Origin of the sequence: Parvularcula lutaonensis (assembly GCF_014651915.1) — a bacterium.
GTDB classification, from domain to species: domain Bacteria; phylum Pseudomonadota; class Alphaproteobacteria; order Caulobacterales; family Parvularculaceae; genus Parvularcula; species Parvularcula lutaonensis.
On sequence record NZ_BMXU01000001.1, the window covers coordinates 1,274,501 to 1,292,606 of the forward strand.

General features: G+C 63.8%; 17 protein-coding genes, 1 pseudogene and 1 riboswitch. Of the genes and pseudogenes, 10 read left to right on the top strand and 8 right to left on the bottom strand.

What is annotated here, in order from left to right:
- The first annotated feature begins 69 nt into the window (after window positions 1-69).
- The 3 genes from rpmG to purQ all read left to right on the top strand — a co-directional run bounded on the left by rpmG (window position 70) and on the right by purQ (window position 1,711).
- Window positions 70-237: a 50S ribosomal protein L33 gene (rpmG, locus tag IE053_RS06135; protein ID WP_173197016.1), complete on the top strand. Its 168-nt coding sequence runs from the start codon at window positions 70-72 to the stop codon at window positions 235-237.
- A 131-nt stretch (window positions 238-368) separates the two neighbouring features.
- Complete coding sequence (locus tag IE053_RS06140) at window positions 369-1,016, top strand: PA14 domain-containing protein (RefSeq protein ID WP_189573374.1); 648 nt, start codon at window positions 369-371, stop codon at window positions 1,014-1,016.
- 38 nt (window positions 1,017-1,054) lie between these two features.
- Entirely contained in the window at window positions 1,055-1,711 is a 657-nt protein-coding gene (purQ, locus tag IE053_RS06145) for a phosphoribosylformylglycinamidine synthase subunit PurQ (RefSeq protein ID WP_189573386.1), read from the top strand.
- Window positions 1,712-2,006: 295 nt separating this feature from the next.
- Here purQ and IE053_RS06150 read toward each other — a convergent pair whose 3' ends face one another.
- Together IE053_RS06150 and IE053_RS06155 are read right to left on the bottom strand one after the other, a co-directional pair.
- The gene (locus tag IE053_RS06150; RefSeq protein WP_189573388.1) at window positions 2,007-3,926 is read right to left on the bottom strand and encodes a family 16 glycosylhydrolase; all 1,920 of its coding nucleotides are present in this window, start codon (window positions 3,924-3,926) and stop codon (window positions 2,007-2,009) included.
- Between the two features lie 157 nt (window positions 3,927-4,083).
- Window positions 4,084-5,217 carry a serine hydrolase domain-containing protein gene (locus IE053_RS06155; RefSeq protein ID WP_189573389.1) on the bottom strand — a complete coding sequence of 378 codons (1,134 nt, stop codon included), beginning with the start codon at window positions 5,215-5,217 and terminating at the stop codon, window positions 4,084-4,086.
- A 77-nt stretch (window positions 5,218-5,294) separates the two neighbouring features.
- On the opposite strand from IE053_RS06155, the gene IE053_RS06160 reads away from it, so the two are divergent.
- Window positions 5,295-5,876 (top strand): NnrU family protein, encoded by a 582-nt coding sequence (locus IE053_RS06160; RefSeq protein ID WP_189573392.1) that lies wholly within the window; start codon window positions 5,295-5,297, stop codon window positions 5,874-5,876.
- Window positions 5,877-5,918: 42 nt separating this feature from the next.
- Window positions 5,919-8,648 (top strand): phosphoribosylformylglycinamidine synthase subunit PurL, encoded by a 2,730-nt coding sequence (purL, locus tag IE053_RS14620; protein WP_308430431.1) that lies wholly within the window; start codon window positions 5,919-5,921, stop codon window positions 8,646-8,648.
- 41 nt (window positions 8,649-8,689) lie between these two features.
- On the opposite strand, the gene IE053_RS06180 is transcribed toward purL, so the two are convergent.
- Both IE053_RS06180 and IE053_RS06185 read right to left on the bottom strand, forming a co-directional pair.
- A complete protein-coding gene (locus IE053_RS06180; RefSeq protein WP_189573394.1) occupies window positions 8,690-9,583 on the bottom strand; it encodes a hypothetical protein in 894 nt (297 codons plus the stop codon).
- 583 nt (window positions 9,584-10,166) lie between these two features.
- Entirely contained in the window at window positions 10,167-11,486 is a 1,320-nt protein-coding gene (locus IE053_RS06185; RefSeq protein ID WP_189573396.1) for a trypsin-like peptidase domain-containing protein, read from the bottom strand.
- Between the two features lie 113 nt (window positions 11,487-11,599).
- Window positions 11,600-11,751, top strand: a riboswitch (FMN riboswitch).
- Between the two features lie 156 nt (window positions 11,752-11,907).
- Between IE053_RS06185 and ribD the strand changes: the two genes are divergently transcribed.
- The 5 genes and pseudogenes from ribD to folE all read left to right on the top strand — a co-directional run bounded on the left by ribD (window position 11,908) and on the right by folE (window position 15,313).
- On the top strand, window positions 11,908-12,987 hold the full coding sequence (gene ribD / locus IE053_RS06190; RefSeq protein WP_268249055.1) for a bifunctional diaminohydroxyphosphoribosylaminopyrimidine deaminase/5-amino-6-(5-phosphoribosylamino)uracil reductase RibD: 1,080 nt from the start codon (window positions 11,908-11,910) through the stop codon (window positions 12,985-12,987).
- Window positions 12,987-13,583 carry a riboflavin synthase gene (locus tag IE053_RS06195; protein WP_189573398.1) on the top strand — a complete coding sequence of 199 codons (597 nt, stop codon included), beginning with the start codon at window positions 12,987-12,989 and terminating at the stop codon, window positions 13,581-13,583. The genes ribD and IE053_RS06195 overlap by 1 nt, the downstream gene beginning before the upstream one ends.
- Window positions 13,580-14,182: pseudogene (ribB, locus tag IE053_RS06200) on the top strand (3,4-dihydroxy-2-butanone-4-phosphate synthase); the annotation flags it as partial. The gene IE053_RS06195 and the pseudogene ribB, both read left to right, overlap by 4 nt.
- Window positions 14,183-14,266: 84 nt before the next feature.
- On the top strand, window positions 14,267-14,737 hold the full coding sequence (ribH, locus tag IE053_RS06205) for a 6,7-dimethyl-8-ribityllumazine synthase (protein ID WP_189573402.1): 471 nt from the start codon (window positions 14,267-14,269) through the stop codon (window positions 14,735-14,737).
- Window positions 14,738-14,740: 3 nt separating this feature from the next.
- Window positions 14,741-15,313: a GTP cyclohydrolase I FolE gene (folE, locus tag IE053_RS06210; RefSeq protein WP_189573404.1), complete on the top strand. Its 573-nt coding sequence runs from the start codon at window positions 14,741-14,743 to the stop codon at window positions 15,311-15,313.
- A 216-nt stretch (window positions 15,314-15,529) separates the two neighbouring features.
- Here folE and IE053_RS06215 read toward each other — a convergent pair whose 3' ends face one another.
- Genes IE053_RS06215 through ruvC form a run of 4 tightly spaced genes read right to left on the bottom strand, consistent with a single transcriptional unit; the run spans window position 15,530 to window position 18,054 of the window.
- A complete protein-coding gene (locus tag IE053_RS06215) occupies window positions 15,530-15,934 on the bottom strand; it encodes a YbgC/FadM family acyl-CoA thioesterase (RefSeq protein ID WP_189573407.1) in 405 nt (134 codons plus the stop codon).
- A gap of 1 nt (window position 15,935) precedes the next feature.
- Window positions 15,936-16,949, bottom strand: a complete 1,014-nt coding sequence (gene ruvB, locus IE053_RS06220; protein WP_189573410.1) for a Holliday junction branch migration DNA helicase RuvB — start codon at window positions 16,947-16,949, stop codon at window positions 15,936-15,938.
- Window positions 16,946-17,554, bottom strand: coding sequence for a Holliday junction branch migration protein RuvA (gene ruvA, locus IE053_RS06225; RefSeq protein ID WP_189573413.1), 609 nt, complete (start codon window positions 17,552-17,554; stop codon window positions 16,946-16,948). Before ruvA ends, ruvB begins: the two co-directional genes overlap by 4 nt.
- Entirely contained in the window at window positions 17,551-18,054 is a 504-nt protein-coding gene (ruvC, locus tag IE053_RS06230; protein WP_189573416.1) for a crossover junction endodeoxyribonuclease RuvC, read from the bottom strand. Before ruvC ends, ruvA begins: the two co-directional genes overlap by 4 nt.
- Window positions 18,055-18,106: the final 52 nt, after the last annotated feature.

Consider the following 18,106-nt stretch of genomic DNA (forward strand, 5'->3'; position numbering starts at 1 on the left):
GCTTGACTCAGCCGCACGACCCTTTAAACGCCGCGCTTCCGATTTCTCCGATCCTTTCAAGGTGACCCCGTGGCCAAACCGACAACCATCAAGATCCGCCTCAACTCGACCGCTGGAACCGGCTACTTCTACGTGACGAAGAAGAACACCCGGACCATGACCGAGAAAATGGTCGTGCGGAAATACGATCCCGTCGCGCGCAAGCACGTCGAGTTCAAGGAAGGCAAGATCAAGTAAGCCGCGAGGCTCCTGTTCTTGAAGACGAAAGGGCGCTTTTGAGCGCCCTTTTTTAATGTCTGGAAGCCACCTGTGACTACGCCTTCCCTCCCGCGCCCACAGACCGCGCGCGTGGTTTCAGGAGTAGCTTGATGAACAAGTCGATTGCCGCCCTCCCTTTCGTTTTCGCCTCCCTTGCCAACGCGGCCAGCGCGGCCCCGATCCTGTTGGACGTGAAGGGGCAGGTCTGGGACAGCGATCGTTCGCTCAGTTCGGTGGACGACGCCCTTCGCCTGATCAACACCCGCGCTTCCGACGCGCAGTTCGACGTCAGCGCCATTGATTACCCCCGGGGTCTCGACCAGCAGAAGCAGCGCAGCGGCGTCCTCCTCAGCGATTTCCTCGACGACGACGCTGCAAGCCTGACCGGGAAAGACTTCTCGGTCGAGACCTCGGCATTCCTGTTCACGGGCATGATCAACCTGTCCGCGGGCGAGAACCTCTTCACCGTTGCCAGCGATGATGGCTTCGAATTGACGATCGACGATGTGCTCGTCTCCCAGCATCGCGGGCGCCGGGGTTTTCGCTCGACGTCAAAGACCGCCGACCTTGGCGGAGGCTTGAAAGCCTTCACCCTCGTGTTCTTCGAAAACAGGGGCCGCACAGGGGTCGAGTTCCTGGTCAATCGCGAAGTGGCAACCGCCATGGCGCAGACGCCCGCCCCCGGCGGGCTCGCATTGATGGGCGCGGGTATGGCGTTCCTGGCGGCGCGGCGGATACGCAAGGGCCGTGCTGCTTAGCCCTTTCGCAACGGGAGAAGCACGCCTAAGGGGCGGCCATGAAGACTGCCGTCATCGTTTTCCCCGCTTCGAACTGCGACCGCGACGCCCAGGTCGCCTTGCGCGACGTCACCGGTCATGAGCCGCAGATGATCTGGCATGCCGAGACCGAGCTGCCGGATGGCCTCGATCTGGTCGTGCTGCCCGGCGGCTTCTCCTATGGCGACTACCTACGCACCGGTGCGATCGCCGCGCGCACAAGGATCATGGACGCGGTGAAGCGGCGCGCTGAAGCGGGGGGGCCGACCCTTGGCATCTGCAACGGCTTCCAGATCCTGTGCGAAGCCGGCGTCCTGCCCGGTGCGCTGATGTCGAACACGAACCAGCACTTCATCAGCCGCGACGTGACCTTGCGCGTGGGCAGCACGGACAGCCCCTTCACCGGCAGCTACAGCCGGGGCGACTACGTGACCTTCCCTGTTGCGCACCATGACGGCAACTACCAGGCCGAGGCGGACGTTCTCGAGAGGCTTGAAGGCGACGGTCGCATCGCCTTCCATTATGCCGAACCGATCAACGGCTCCGCCCGCAACATCGCAGGCATCGTCTCTGAAGACCGCCGGACACTCGGCATGATGCCCCACCCGGAGCGCGCGATGGGCGAAGGAGCCGATGGCCGCGTCTTCTTCGAACGGCTGATCGCAGCGCTCGGCTAGTCCTGGACCTTCCGCATCAGGAGCATATCCTTGATGCGGAGCGCGTTCTCGGGCTCGAACCCGTACTCGACCCTGCCCTCTTTCGGATTGGCGAAGGTCCCGAAGAGCATGTCCCAGAGTGGCAAGCCGTAATTGCGGGCGTGAACAGCGCCGTGAACAGGACTGCGGTGGCTATGTAGGCGAGAACGACCGTGGCTCAGGAAACCCTAGGCGCCTCGAACGTGATCCGCCATCGGCGCGTGGGCCGGGAAGGAGCGGAGCCGGAGCGGGAAGGTTGCTCCGGCCCCTCCGGACGTTACTGGCAAAGTCCGGTGCTGCCCGCCGGATCGAGGGGCAGCGTTGCCGTGACGTCCGAGACGCAGAAATCGACGGTGACCTTGCCGCCTTGCGAGGTGGAGGTCGTGAAGGTCACGGTTCCGTCGGCGCCGGTGACACCGCTGGCGGTTTCGTTCCAGCTGCCTGAGAACTGGCCGCTGACGGAGGCGCTTTCGACGGGATTGCCGAGATCATCCGTGATCGTCACCGTCGCGGTGCCGAGCTTCTGGCCCTTGCCCGCCCCTTGGGTCCCCGTGGTGACCGAGCTGACCACGACGCTGGTCGGGTCCTCCGAAGGCGGAGGCGGGTCGCCACCGCCATCGCCTCCACCCGTGCCGTATATATCGAAATTGTCGATATAGTACGTATCACCCGTATTGGTGTTCGGGGCGATCAGGACAACGAGGCTATCGACGGCGTTATCCGCAGTCCCGGCGTCGATCCGTTCTGCCAGGTTGAAGCGCAGGCGCTGCCATCCATTCTGGATTTCCGTGTGCGCAACATATTTCGAGTGTCGCCCGGTCGGATAGTTGGTGGGGCTGGCGACACTCGAGTCCTCCATTTGCACCAGGATTTCCGTACCGATCGGCGCAGCGGTGAAGACGTCGAGGAAGAAAGCCTTGTCCCCGGTGAGGAAAGGCGCCGCGTCCGGCACTGCCGCGGTGCTTCCGGCGATGACGTCGTAGAGCGAGCCGGAGTCCCGCGTGTACATTCCGACCGTGGAGGAGCTGTTCACCGTATCCGCGCCCGGATTGGCCGCTTGTTGGTCAAACGTTCCCGTGAACTCTGTATACGTCCAGTTCTGCGTGCCTTCGAAATTGTCGAGGATGGTTTCCTGGCTGACAACCGGAAGGACATGAACGTCCGCAGCCAGGTCGCGGCTGCCGCAGCTGTTGGAGACGTTGGCCGTCACAACCCCGCCGGTGGCCGCCCAATTGACGGTGAAGCTCGACGAGGAAGAGGTCTCACCTGTCGGCGCGGTCCATGCGTAGCTCGATCCCGTGCCTTTCTCGCTCACCACCTGGTAGGTGGCGGGCTCGTTCGGATTGACGATGATCGGTCCTTCCAGGGCCGCGTGGCCGAAGTCATAGGCACGGACATAGTCGACTTCCATCACCGCTGGCAGGACACTGTCGTCGACCGGGCCACCGAGGTTACCGCCGACCGCCAGGTTCAGGAGGAAATGGTACTGATAGTTCTCGAAGGTCCAGAAGCTCGGATCGCTCAGGTCCTGAGGCGTCTTGGTCGAGTAGAGAATGTCGTCGATGTACCAACGCATCTCGTTCGGCGTCCATTCGACGGCGTAGACGTGGAAATCGTCCGCCCACGTATCGGGGGCCTTGCGAATGCCATTCCCGGAGAACTCGTTATCGGGATAGGCATTGCCGTAGTGGATTGTCCCGAAGATGTTCTCGGGATCCTGCCCGACGGCTTCCATGATGTCGATCTCGCCGGAGGTCGGCCATCCGACATCAGGATCGGTCGGCAGCATCCAGAACGCAGACCACATGCCTGCGCCAGCAGGGAACTTGATCCGCGCCTCGAAGCGGCCATTGGTCCATTCTCCGCTGTTCGGCATGTTCGCCGTACGCAGACGGGCCGAGGTGTATTGGGAGCCTCGGGTCCGCTCTTTCTTCGCCGTGATCTTCAGCGTGCCGTTGGAAACGGTCGCGTTCTCGGCCTTGTAGTATTGCAGCTCGTTATTGCCCCAACCGCAGATCCCGTAGTCGCACCCGTCGCCGATCATCGGCTCCCATTTCGAGGTATCGAGAGAGGTTCCGTCGAACTCGTCCGCGAAAACCGGCGTCGGTGTCTGGCAGGTCTGTGCCACGGCATGTGGCGCAACCAGCCCTGTTGCCAGCGCCAGCGCGGACGCTGCACGCATCATTCTTCCAGTCATGTTCGTCCCTAACGGTTTCGGGTCGCCTCTTCCTCGGACGGCCTCGGAGGTGAATGAAAGCATGCCTTGCCGCGGGCCATCACCCCGGTTCATCGCTCAATTCGACCGCTTCACCGAAATTGGTGCGGCGCACACGAACAGTATATCGCTCGGAGCGCTATCGATCTGACTTGGGTTCTGGTCGAGCAAGCAGCGTATCGACCAGAACCGCTCGCATGTCCTGATAGCCCGACTGGTCAAGCGCGACGCCAGCGACGACCCTGCCCGTCTTGGGATCGATACCGACATAGGTGCCCCAGAAGCCGCCATGGCTGAAGACCCGGTGGCCCTCGATCTCCCCGGAAAAAAGCCCGATGCGATAGGGACTCCCTTCAGGATGGCCAGGCGCCGTGGTCATCAGCTCGAGCGTCGCCGGATCCTCGAAGATCCGCCCCGAGAAAAGAGCGTGGTAGAACCGCGCGACGTCCTCCGCGCTCGCGATCAGGCCCCCTCCGCCAAAAGCATCCATTGATCCGTGAACCGCATAGGTGTCATCGCCATCGATGAATTGATGGGCCCTGTCCGGTATGCCGGCAGGCCGTTGCTCGAACCCGTCCCACCAGGTTCCGTCGAGCCCTAACTCGTCAAGTTTCGTCAGTTTTCTGACCGCTTGGGGCAGGGATTCGTGCGTCCTCCGCTCAAGGATCATCCCGAGAATAACATAACCGGTATCGGAATAGGCGAATGCCTTGCCTGGCGGCCCTAGAGGGTCGGTTGCCTCGACGAGGACCGCAACCTGCTCTTCGGGGGTCCAGACTTTCGAAGGTTCGGAGAACACCGCTTCGAGATAGTCGTCCGTGCTCGCATGGTCTGCGAGCCCTCCTGCATGCATGAGGAGGTGCCGGACAGTGATCGTCCCGGAATCGTATCCATCGGCGCGAAGCATCCCTGCGACTTCGGGTTCGAGAAGGCTGGCAATGGCCGCGTCGAGGTCAAGCTGCCCATCCTCATGGAGCCGCAGGATCGCCGCCGCCACGAAGGTCTTGGTGATCGAGGCGATGCGCACAGGCGTCCGGGCCGTCATCGCCCGTCCCTCGGGATCGGCGACGCCCGTCCCTGCTCCGATCACCCTGCCGTCTTCCAGAACCACCGCCATGGCGAACCCCGGCACGTCCGCCCGCTCTGCCTGCAGGGCCCCGAGCTTCTCGTGGAGAAAAACTTCAGCTTCAATTTCGTTGCCAGAGGCACATCCTGCAATCGCGACGAGGAGGGCGGCGCCCAGAATGGTCCGAATAATTCTAACAGATTGCATGGGATGGGGCGCTCCTGCGCTTCGTGCTGGGTAGCAGGTGGGAACTCCCTTACCGTTTGGCCAGACAGGAGGCAGGCATGACAGCTCTCTATCTCGGGCTCGCCATCTTCATGGGCACCCATCTCTTCACCGGCTTCGCGCGGGGGACGCGTCAGGCGCTGATCGAACAGATCGGGGAGATGTCCTACAAGGGCCTCTATTCAGTCATCTCGCTGATCGGCTTCGTCCTGATCATCATGGGCTGGCGGCAGGCCTCGATGGAGCCGGTCTACACCCCGCCTGAATGGGGGCCGGGCGCAGCGGTTATCCTGATGGTGTTGTCCTTCATCCTGTTCTCGGCAGCCTATCTCCCCGCAGGCAGGATCAAATCCTTCGTCGGGCACCCGATGGTCGTCGGCACGATCCTGTTCGGGCTGGCCCACCTGCTCGCTAATGGCGATGTGCGTTCCGTCGTCCTTTTCGGCGCCTTTTTCAGCTACGGCATCCTAGACCGGATCGCGGTGGCAATGCGGGGAGAGACCGGGCCCAAGGGAACATCACTGGTCGGGGACCTCGGTGCGCTGGGCCTCGGGCTCTTGGGAAGCTATCTCGTGATCCATCACCTGCACCGCTACCTGGCGGGGGTCGCCCTCGACCCGGCGCATCTCTTCGGGCACTAACCCTCCCTTGCGCGCGGGGGCCGTAAGGGGCATTCCCTGCCCATGACCCACTCTGCCGAGACCATCGCCGAACACGGCCTGACGCCCGAAGAATACGAACGCTTCAAGACCTCGATCGGACGCGAGCCGAGCCTTCTCGAGCTCGGCATCGTCTCGGTCATGTGGTCGGAGCACTGCTCCTACAAATCCTCCCGTCGGCACCTGAAGACCCTGCCCACCGAGGGGCCCCAGGTCATCCACGGCCCCGGGGAGAACGCGGGCGTGGTCGATATCGGCGACGGCCAGGCAGCCATCTTCAAGATGGAGAGCCACAATCACCCGAGCTTCATCGAGCCCTACCAGGGCGCGGCGACCGGCGTTGGCGGCATCATGCGGGATGTCTTCACCATGGGTGCGCGGCCGGTGGCGCTGCTGAACGCTCTGCGCTTTGGTGCCATCGATCATCCGAAGACGAAGCACCTCCTCTCCGGCGTGGTCGCGGGCATTGGCGGCTACGGCAACTGCATGGGCGTGCCCACGGTGGGCGGCGAGACGGGCTTTGATCGCCGCTACAACGGCAACATCCTCGTCAATGCCATGTGCGTCGGCATCGCGGACCAGGACAAGATCTTCCTCTCCGCCGCCAAGGGCGCGGGCAATCCCGTCGTCTACGTCGGATCGAAGACCGGCCGCGACGGCATCCACGGCGCCACCATGGCCTCGGCAGAGTTCGATGAAGCCTCCGAAGAGAAACGCCCCACGGTGCAGGTCGGCGACCCCTTCATGGAGAAACTCCTGCTCGAGGCCTGTCTCGAATTGATGGCAGAGGATGCGATCATCGCGATCCAGGACATGGGGGCGGCGGGTCTCACATCGTCCTCGGTCGAGATGGCCTCCGGCGGCCTCGCGGCTGGCGAAGGCGGTATCCACCTCAAGCTCGATGACGTGCCCCAGCGCGAGGAGGGCATGACGGCCTATGAGATGATGCTCTCCGAAAGCCAGGAGCGTATGCTGATGGTCCTTAAGCCTGGCGCTGAGGAGAAAGCCCGGGCGATCTTCGACAAGTGGGATGTCGACTTCGCCGTCATCGGTCACACCACCGATACCGGCCGCCTGGTGATCGAGCACAAGGGAGAGATCGAATGCGACCTCCCTCTCGGCCCCCTCGCCGATGAAGCGCCAAACTATGACCGTCCGCAGGCGGAGCTCAAGCCACCTGCGCCGCTGGACGACCCGGTGGCCAGCTTGACCGACCTGCAGGTGTCGTTGACCAAGGGCGATCAGGACCTCGAACAGGTTGCGGAAGCCCTGATCGACGAAACCCTGAGCGGCAGGGACGGCATCGGAGCTGTCGGTGTCTCCGAAGGCAAGGGCACGCTGACCATCCATGCGCGGACCGCCTTCGGCGCCGATGCAAGCGTTCTCGGCGAGTTCAGGAAGGCTGCCGAAAACCTCGAAGCGGCGGGCGCTGTTGCGAAGGTCCGCATCGAGGAAGAGACGGTCGAGGTGAACCTTGCCGATTCACCCGGCGGCGACACGATCCTGCTGGCGCTCCGCAAGCTGATGGCTTCGCCGGATCTGTGTTCGCGCCGCTGGATCACTCAGCAGTACGACAGCACGGTCATGGCCGATACGCTGATTACCGGCGGGGATGCCTCGGTTGTGCGGGTACACGGAACGAACAAGGCCCTCGGCGTCACCGCCGACTGCACGCCGCGCTACTGCGCCGTCGACCCCTATGAAGGCGGCAAACAGGCCGTGGCCGAAGCCTGCCGGAACCTCTCGGCCGTGGGCGCAGAGCCGCTGGCCATCACCAACTGCCTCAATTTCGGCAATCCGGAGAAGCCCGAGATCATGGCGGGCTTCGTCGGCTGTATCCGCGGCCTCGGTGATGCGGCGAAGGCGCTCGGCGCACCGGTGGTCTCTGGCAATGTCTCTCTCTATAACGAGACCGACGGCTCACCCATTCCGCATACGCCTGCGATTGGCGCGGTGGGCATTCTCCGTGACCTCACCAAGCGTGCGACAATCTCAGGCATGCAGAGCGGGGACGCCCTCATCGCGGTGGGCGTGACCCGCGGCCATCTGGGCCAGTCGCTTTATATGCGGAACCTCTTCGGCATCGAAGAAGGCGCTCCGCCCACCGTCGATCTCGAGCTCGAAAAGACCACTGGTGATTTCATTCGTAAGCAGATCGAGGAGGCCACGGTCTCAGCCGTCCACGATGTCTCCGATGGCGGTCTCCTTGTGGCAGCCTCTGAAATGTGCCTCGCCAGCGGCATGGGCCTCGCCCTCACCACTGCCGTCAGTGCAAGGAAGGCAGCCTTCTGGTTCGGTGAAGACCAGGCCCGCTATCTCGTAGCAGTTCCTGCAGAGAACGCGGATAACTTCGTCCTGAAAGCCGCCATGGCAGGGCTGCAGGCCAGCCGTCTTGGTATCTTCGGTGGTGACGATATCATCCTCGATGGGCAGGAACGCATCAGCGTCACCAGCCTCGCCGCCAGCCACGAAGCCACAATCCCCGAACTCTACCGCCTCGAAGAGGACCGCCTCATGCCGATGAAAGCATCCGAAATCAAAGAGATGGTCCTGGCGGCCATGCCTGACGCCGAGATCGAGATCGAAGACCTCGCAGGCGATGGCGACCACTACCGTGCACGAATCGTCTCCGCAGCCTTCAATGGCCTCAACCGCGTGCAGCAGCACCAGATGGTTTACCGCGCCCTCGGCGGCAAGATGGGCGACACGCTGCATGCCCTGGCGTTGGAGACCGTGGCGAAGCCGAAGGGCTAAAGGAAGGGGAGCCGAGGCTCCCCTTTTTGTTGTCGCCGCCTTTATTTCTTCGAGCTGTAGCCAGGCTCGGCGGCGTAGCCGAGAAGAAACGGCTCATTCGGCTTGTACGGTTCTTCGATGCGATAGCGGACTTCCCGCTCGTCAATGCTCAGCACCGTGACGGTCGCGCCGGCGACATCAAGGGTGACCGGCAGGTCTGCCGGACCGAACTTCACATTGTAGGCGTTGTTGACATCGGTTGTGCTGGCGAGTTTGCGGCCTGAGTAGTTGCCGCTCTCATCAAGGCTGACCGGGCGGCCGTCAAATTCGATGGCGAAGGACAAGAAGTAGTTGCCGAGCGGGCCCTTCTCGATCATCGGGCCGATGTTCACGAACTCTGCCGTGTCGGCTGCTTCGACCGTATACGAAATCGCAATCTCCGGATGGCCGTTGAGCATGATCGGCAGCTGTTGGCCGATGGAGAGGGCGCCGCCCGTGCCCTGCCCCGCGACGGCGGCGAAGAGCGGCCGGTCGAAGACCATGTCGGCATCGGTGTCGAGAAGGCAGACACGCAGGACGCGCTGGTCCAGCACGTTGCTCCGCTTGTCGAGCGTCGGACGGTAAGCGCAGAATGGCAGCACGCCCCGCGGGAAACCGGTGACCGCACCGAGCGGGTTGTCCTCAAGCACCGGGATCATCTGGCCGCGGGTGCCGTCGCGATTGACCTGGAAGACCTCGTGGTCGCCTTCAATCTTGGCTTGCATGGCGAGCCGAGTCGGTTGGGTGAAGAGGAAGTCGCCGACATTCGCGGTGCCTTCCTGCCCTTTCATGTCAGACGCCTCGACCGGCTTCACCGGCCAGGAGCTCCCCATGGACGAGTACATCGTCACAAGGCCGGGAATGGTGGTACATGCGCTCAGCGCCAGCGCGCCGAGCACGGGAACGAGTTTGTTCATTGGATGCCCCTGCAATAACTTTAGCCCAAGCCTGAAGTTTTACGGCGTGATTCCCGAACGACAAGGTTGGGGACAGGCTTGTTTCATCATTTCTGGCGTCCGGGAGATGGGCACCACGGTCGAGCCGTCGTGAGCGCTGGGTGGCTAGGGCAGAGCGTTTGTCCGCCGGTGGGCGGTTTTCCTGAGAGAGGGATCGTCCGGGCGCGGGGCTGGCCGTGCACTGACTAATATATGTATAGCGCGGACAGGCCCGCGCCCGGCGGTGATTTTGCGAGTGGCCCACAGAGCACTTTAAGCACTCGAGCAGGGAACGGGGTCGTTAAGTCCCGCACCTGCTTCACCGCCTCCGAAGCGAAACACGGAACGACCGGTTCGACCCTGGTTTCTTCAGGGGAGGGAGGGAGAATAGCGCGTCCGCAGAGGGCGTGGATAAGTTTCGGCTGTCGTCTCGGAGGCCGAAGCCGCCGGTGCGACCTGACTCTGTAATTCGGTCTTCCCGTGATGGGTCCCGGATAATCGCTTCGCGATTTCCGGGATGACGGATGGACGGAGCCATCCGCAGAATGACAATGAGATGTAAGGCCTACGGACGGAGGGTTTCGTAGAACAGCCGGTCGCCGCGTTGGACGAGGATCTTCACCGGGCCTGAGCGCACATCGCGAAGCTGGCGCAGTTTTGCGCCGACGCCTTCAGCGGTCTCGGCCTCGTCCCAACCGATTTCCAGGATCACATCACCGGGCTGCAGCGAGCTGGTGCCCTGCAGGTGATGGCTGACGCCGGTGACCACGACGCCCTTGGCCCCGCGCGGCAGGTCGAAGCGGTCTGCAAGGGTGTTGGACACTGTCTGGAGGCGGAGACCCGCCATCTCGACACCATCCTCCTCATCCTGGTTGAGGCCGGCAAGGCGGGTTTCACGGGTGACGAGGACCACGTCGACCCGGCGACGGGTTCCGTCGCGGTTGATGACCACCGGGATCGGCTCACCGATCGGTGCGGCAGCGATGACGCGAGTCAGCTCGCGGCGCCCCTCGATAGGCTTGCCGTCGAAGGAAAGGATGACATCACCGGTGCGCAGACCGGCGACAGCGGCAGGGCCATCGGCGACGGCGATGCCCGTAACGAGCGCGCCCTGGCCCCGGTCAAGGCCGAGCTGCTGCTGGGTCTGGGCGTCCACGTCGTCGAGGAAGGCACCGAGATAGCCGCGGGTGGTGCGCCCATCGCGGACAAGCTGCCTCACCACCGGCTCGACGATCTCTGCCGGGATGGCGAAGCCGACGCCGACATTGCCGCCAGTCTGGCTGAAGATCACGGTATTGACGCCAATCACCCTGCCGCGGCGGTCGAAAAGCGGGCCGCCGGAATTGCCGCGGTTGATGGCCGCATCGGTCTGGATGAACTTGTCATAGAGCCCGGCGCCAATGTCGCGGCTCTGGCCCGAAATGATGCCTGCGGAGACGGAGTTGCCGAGGCCGAATGGGTTGCCGATGGCCAGCACCCAGTCACCCACACGGGCATTTTCGCTGTTGCCGAAATTGACGGTCGGGAAACGACGGTCCGGGTCGATGATCTCGAGCACAGCAAGATCGGTTTCCACGTCACGGCCACGCACCTTCACGTCATACGGTGCGTCATCACCGAAGATGACGACGAGATTACGCGCATTTTCAATGACATGATTATTGGTGACGATGATACCCGAGCTCTCGATCACGAAGCCGGAGCCGAGCGCCCGGGGCTCCGCGCCGCTGCTCGACCCGCCAGGAACGGTGGAGACGTTGACCACCGAAGGGAGCACCCGTTCAGCCAGATCAGCGAAGCTGTCAGGCGCACCGGCCCGTGCAGGGGCGACCAGCACCAGGACAATGGCGGCAAAGCGGAACGCGAAAAGAACGGCACGTGCCATGAGTGTCTCCCCGGATGACCCTTAAGGGTTACCTCAGAACAGCTTCGCGCAAAACCCGTCAAAACGGTCGATCTTGCCCTTCGCTGTTTCGGAGATTACGTAGCACCCACAACATAAGCTTTCGGGGCGGGGTGAAAGTCCCCACCGGCGGTGATGGAGCAGCGCTCCTCAGCCCGCGAGCGGAAGGTCTCCTTCGGGAGAGACGATGCAGGAACCGGTGCGATTCCGGTGCCGACGGTTACAGTCCGGATGGTAGAAAGCTTGGCCGGATGGGTGCGCTCCGACGCGTGCCCTGTTGACGCCCTTGGTGCAGCCTGTTTCGCGCGAGCGTCAGGCGGCTTCACCACTGGTGCGTTGCCGGTTGTCCGCGCCCCGATTGCTGGAAAGCTGAAGGAGGCGCGTTCTGTCGGACGCCCATTACATCCGCCGGGCCATCGAGCTCGCAAGGCAGGCCGAAGGGTTCACCCATCCGAACCCCATGGTCGGCTGCGTGCTCGTCAAGGACGGCAAGGTCATCGCCGAGGGCTTCCATGCCCGGCCGGGCGAGGCCCATGCCGAGGCCATGGCGTTGAAGGAGGCGGGCGAGAACGCGCGCGGCGCGACAGCCTATGTGACGCTCGAACCCTGCAACCACTATGGGCGGACACCCCCTTGCTCCCATGGCCTGATCGACGCCGGTGTGGCGCGGGTGGTCTATGGCATGCGCGATGTGAACCCGGTGGCCGAAGGCGGGGCCGAGGCGCTGCGCAAGGCGGGGATCGCTGCTGAACTCGCTCCGGTGGAAGTGCGTGCGGAATGCGCGGCACTGGTCCGGCCCTGGGTCCATGCGATGAAATGCTGGCGGCCCTGGGTGACGGCGAAGCTGGCGATGACCCTCGACGGCTACACGGCAACCCCTTCAGGCGAATCGAAGTGGATCACCGGGCCCGAAGCACGCAGGCGGGGGCACGACCTTCGACAGCGTACCGACGCCATCATCGTTGGCAGCGGCACGGTGCTTGCGGATGATCCCGGCCTCGATCCGCGTCCGGAGGGGCGTGATGTCGCGCCGAGCCTGAAAGTCGTGATGGACAGCGGGCTCAGGACACCTGTCGACGCGAAGCTGCTGGCGACCCCCGGCCCGGTTCTCATCATCGGGCATGATGACGCGGACCATGACCGCGCTTCGGCGCTTGAAGCGGCGGGAGCGGAAATCGCGCTTCTTCCGGGGGCGGATGGCCGACCTGACCTCAAGGAAGCCCTTCGCTACCTGCACAGCCGCGGGCTGGTCGATGTGATGATCGAAGGTGGCGGCACGCTGCTTGGCGCTGCGTTCGATGCTGGCGTGGTCGATGAAGTCTGGGCATTCGTCGCGCCGGTCCTGTTCGGAGCAGGCCGCCCGGCCATTGCGGGCCGGGGCCCCGAAAGCCTGGCCGATGCGTTCCAGCTCACCAAGGTCGAAACCGAAACGCTCGGCCCGGACATCCTGGTCCGTGGCCTCAAGGAAAGGACCGCCTCCTAATGTTCACGGGACTGATTGAGGAAATCGGCACAGTTGTCGCGCTGACCGACACGGGCAAGGGCGTCGACCTGACCGTGCGCGGGCCGCTCTGCGCGTCGGACGCCAAACTCGGCGACTCGATAGCCGTGCAGGGTGTCTGCCTGACGATCACGGATTTCGATGACGAGAACATGACCTTCGGCCTCGCGCCCGAGACGCTGCGCCGCACAAGCCTGGGGGCACTTGAGGAAGGCGACGGCGTGAACCTCGAACGCGCCTGCCTCCCGACGACGCGACTGGGCGGGCACTATGTCCAGGGGCATGTCGATGGCACGGGCAGGCTGCGTGAGATCCGCGAGGACGGCGATGCACTGTGGGTCACGATCGATACGCCTGCGGAGCTTCTCAAGTATGTCGTCGAGAAGGCCTATGTCGCCATCGACGGAACGTCCCTCACGGTGACGGCCGTGGACGACACATCATTCAGCGTGATGCTGGTCCGGCATACCCAGCCGCTTATCACGCTTCCGACAAAACAGCCGGGACAACCGGTCAACCTGGAGGTCGATATCATGGCCAAGTTCGCAGAGAAGATCATCAAGGAGCATATGCAATGAGCGGTTTCGTCAGTGTCGAGAAGGCCGCCCAGGCTCTGGCCGAGGGCAGATTCGTCATCATCGCCGATGATGAGGGCCGGGAGAACGAGGGCGACCTCGTCATCGCTGCCGAGTTTGCAACGCCCGAGGCGATCAATTTCTGCGCCATGCATGGCCGAGGGCTGATCTGCTGCGCCCTGGCGCCGGAGATCATCGAGCACCTGCAGCTCAAACCCATGGTGCCGCAGGAAGACAACAAGTCGGGCTTCGGTACGGCCTTCACCGTGTCGGTCGAGGCGCGCGAAGGCGTGTCGACAGGCATCTCTGCTGCGGACCGTGCACGGACGGTGGAAGCTCTCATCAACCCTGACGCCAAGCCGGAGGACCTCGTCTCACCGGGCCACATGTTCCCCCTGCGCGCGCAACCGGGGGGCACGCTGACCCGCGGCGGGCAGACCGAGGCTTCGGTTGACCTTGCGAAGATCGCTGGGCTTCGTCCGGGTGCGGTGATCTGCGAAATCATGAATGATGACGGCACCATGGCCCGGCGTCCCGAGCTCGAAGCCTTTGCGCAGAAGCACGATATCCCGATCACCACGACCGAGGCGATCCGACAGCACCTGCTGGCCGCCAAGGCCGAAGCCGCCTGATCATGGCGGCGCGGCGCTCTCCGCAACGACACCCATCAAGAAGAAGGCCAAGACATGAAACGCATTGAAGGCAGCGCGGACGGCAAGGGTCTCCGCATCTGCGTTATCGATACAGGCTGGAATGACTTTATCGTCAGTAGGCTGACCGAAGGCGCGCTGGCCACCTTGAAGAAGCACGGCGTCGCGGACGACGACATCACCCATGTCACCGTCGCGGGCGCCTTCGAAGTGCCGATCGCGGCGAAGACGGCGGCCGAGACCGGGCGCTATGACGCCATTGTCGGGCTCGGCTGTGTCATCCGCGGTGCGACCGCGCATTTCGATTATGTGGCGGGCGAAGCGGCCAAGGGCATCGCCAAGGTCGGCCTCGAGACCGGCGTCCCGGTGATCTTTGGCATCCTGACGACCGAGACGGTCGAGCAGGCCATGGACCGTGCAGGGATCAAGCTCGGCAACAAGGGCGCGGAAGCCGCGACCGTGGCCGTCGAGACGGCCCGCACGCTGCAAGCGATCAAGGAAGGCTGAGCCGTGGCAGAGACCCCCTCCCGGGAGAAGGCCCTCGAGGCCGTCCGTACCCTTCTCGCCTATATCGGTGACGATCCGGACCGTGAGGGCCTGATCGACACGCCGAAGCGGTTCCTTGGCGCCTATGACGACTGGTTCAAGGGCTACAAGGAAGATCCCGAAGCCCTCCTTGGGCGGACGTTCGATGATGTTGGCGGGTACAACGACATCGTCATTATGAAGGATATCCGCTTCGAGAGCCATTGCGAGCACCACGTCGCGCCGATGATCGGCACGGCCCATGTCGCCTACCTGCCCTCGGACAAGGTGGTCGGCATCTCGAAGCTGGCGCGCGTCGTCGATGCTTATGCCAAGCGCCTGCAAAGCCAGGAGACGCTCACGGAGCAGATCGCCCAGACGATCGACCGTGTGCTGAAGCCCCGGGGCGTGGCCGTCATCATGTATGGCGAGCACCAGTGCATCTCTACCCGCGGCATCAACAAGCAGGGCGTGGATTGCGTGACGCGGACGCTGCTGGGTGAGTTCAAGACGGACCCGGCGATGCTGGACCAGCTGATGCAGTTGATCAGGACCTAGATGCGCCTTGCTGCAAGCATCCTTCTTGCGGTCGTCTGCATCGGCTGGGCTGTGCTCCTAGCTGAGGTGACCGCCGCTGGCGATCCGGGCTGGAACCTACCAACCATGGCGAGGTATCTCTTCGTGCCGATCATCGAAGGAATCTACCTACCGTTTTATAGTGGCTGGATTCTGATCGTATTCAGTCGGCTGCTTTCGCGCGCTCGACACTGATGATCAGCCCACCATCTCCGCCATGCGCTTGGCGAGCGCTTCCGGCATGCGCCGGGGGCGGCCGTCGAGCGTGATGACGGCGACCACCACCTGGCCGTCGGCGAGGAGTTCCTCGCCGCGCCAGATCTTCTGCTCAAAGACCATCTTGGCACCCTTAGCCGCAACGAGGTCCGTCTCCACCGTGATCACGTCATCGAGCTTTGCCGGAAGGCGATAGCGGATGTTGAGTTGCGACACCGCAAAGGTGCAGGGGTCGTCGCCCTCCATCAGCTTCGAGAGGTCGGAGAAGTTCTCCCGCAGACTCTCGGACCGTCCGCGCTCGAAGTATTTGACGTAGTTGGCGTGGTAGACGATGCCCGTGATGTCGGTGTCTTCGAAATAGATGCGGAAATCGATGCGGTGGGCCATCTCAGAAAAGCTCCGGGTTCCTGCTCGGCGGGACGAGGCCCAGGTGGCGGTAGGCCCGCTCGGTGACAACCCTGCCCCGCGGCGTGCGCTGGATCAGGCCCTGTTGCAGGAGATAGGGCTCGATCACGTCCTCGATCGCGTCGCGGCCTTCTGACAGGCTGGCGGCCAGGGTTTCGACGCCCACCGGGCCGCCGGAGAAGTTCTCGGCGATGACGGTGAGGTAGCGGCGATCGAGGCGGTCGAGGCCCGCGCTGTCGACTTCCAGCCGGGCGAGGGCGTCCTGCGCCGTCTGCTGATCAATGCGGCCATCGCCGTCGACGGCGGCCACATCACGGACGCGGCGGAGGAGCCTGCCTGTCACCCGCGGTGTCCCCCGGCTGCGCCGGGCGATTTCCATCGCTCCGTCTTCGTCGATCGGTGTGCCGAGCTTCTCCGCGCCGCGGCGGACGATGCGGGCAAGCTCGTCGGGCTCATAGAATTCGAGGCGCAGCGGGATGCCGAAACGGTCGAGGAGCGGCTTGGTCAGGAGGCCCGAGCGGGTCGTCGCGCCCACCAACGTGAAGCGCGGCAGGTCGATCTTCACCGAGCGCGCCGACGGCCCCTCGCCGATGATGAGGTCGAGGTGAAAATCCTCCATCGCCGGGTACAGAATTTCTTCGACGGCAGGCGTCAGGCGGTGGATCTCATCAATAAAGAGAACGTCATTCGGCTCAAGGCCGGTGAGGAGCGCTGCAAGGTCGCCTGCCTTGGCAATGACCGGGCCGGAGGTCGCGCGGAAGCCGACGCCGAGCTCGTTGGCGACGATCTGCGCGAGGGTCGTCTTGCCAAGTCCCGGCGGGCCGAAGAAGAGGACGTGGTCCATCGCTTCTTCGCGCTTCTTGGCCGCTTCGACGAAGACGCGGAGGTTGTCCTTGACGCTCCGCTGGCCGACGAAATCGTCGAGGCGCTTGGGGCGCAGGGCTGCATCGTCGTCCGATGGCTGAAGATCGGGTTCTGTGATCCGCTCGTCGTTCATTTCGGCGCCAGCAGTTTGAGGGCTGCGGGGATGAGCTGCTCGACGGTCATGTCGTCGGAGGTCTTCGCTTCCGCCACGGCCTTGCGGGCCAAGGCCTCGTCATAGCCGAGATTGACCAGTGCAGACACGGCCTCGAAGGCAACGCCGGACGGGGCTGGCGCGTCGTCGTGTTCCGGCACAGAGATTGGCGCGCGGCCCGCATAGATGCCAGCAGTTTTGTCCTTCAACTCCGTGACGATCCGTGTAGCGAGCTTCGGTCCGACGCCCTGTGCGCGGGAGACGGCCGTTTTGTCGCCGAGGGAGATTGCATCGAGCAGCGCGCCGGGCTTGAGGACCTGCAGGATGGCAAGGGCAGCCTTGGAACCGACGCCCTGCACCGATTGCAACATGCGGAAGCAGCGGCGCTCGTCCTCGGTCTCGAAAGCGACGAGCTTGATGAACGTCTCGGCGACAAGGGTTTCAACGGCGACCTGTACCGGCTCGCCCACCGTCATTTTCTGGAGCGTGCGCGGCGCGCAGCCGACCTCGTACCCGACACCGCCGACGTCAATGATCGCGGTGTCAGCACTGACGCTCAGCACACGTCCCGAGAGATAGCCGATCATGAAACGGCCCTCAGCGCGGCAGTCTTGCGGTGGAAGGCATGGCAGAGCGCGATGGCGAGTGCGTCTGCCGCATCGGCAGTCTCCGCCCGGCTACCGGGGAGGAGACGCGCGACCATGGCGGCGACCTGCGTCTTATCGGCATGGCCTGCTCCGACCACGGATTTCTTGATGCGGTTGGCGGCATACTCCGCCACCGGCACGGAGTGGCGCGCCGGGGCGAGGAGGCAGACGCCCCTCGCCTGCCCCAGCTTGAGGGCCGAGCGCGGGTCGGCATTGACGAAGGTCTCCTCCACCGCCGCCTCGTCCGGCGCGTGGTCGGCCACCAGGGCGTCAAGGGCTTCGGCAAGGGCGCAGAGCCTGTCGGCGAGGGCGAGCTTTGCGGGCGGGGTTATGGCCCCGGACGCGAGGAAGGCGACCCGCGAACCTTGGCAGGTGATGAGCCCCCAGCCTGTGCGGCGAAGGCCTGGATCGATACCGAGAATGCGGACGGACTGCGCCAAGGGACCACCTTTGTTCTCACCCGTCTTCGGGGAGGTCGCGCCGCGGTTCAAG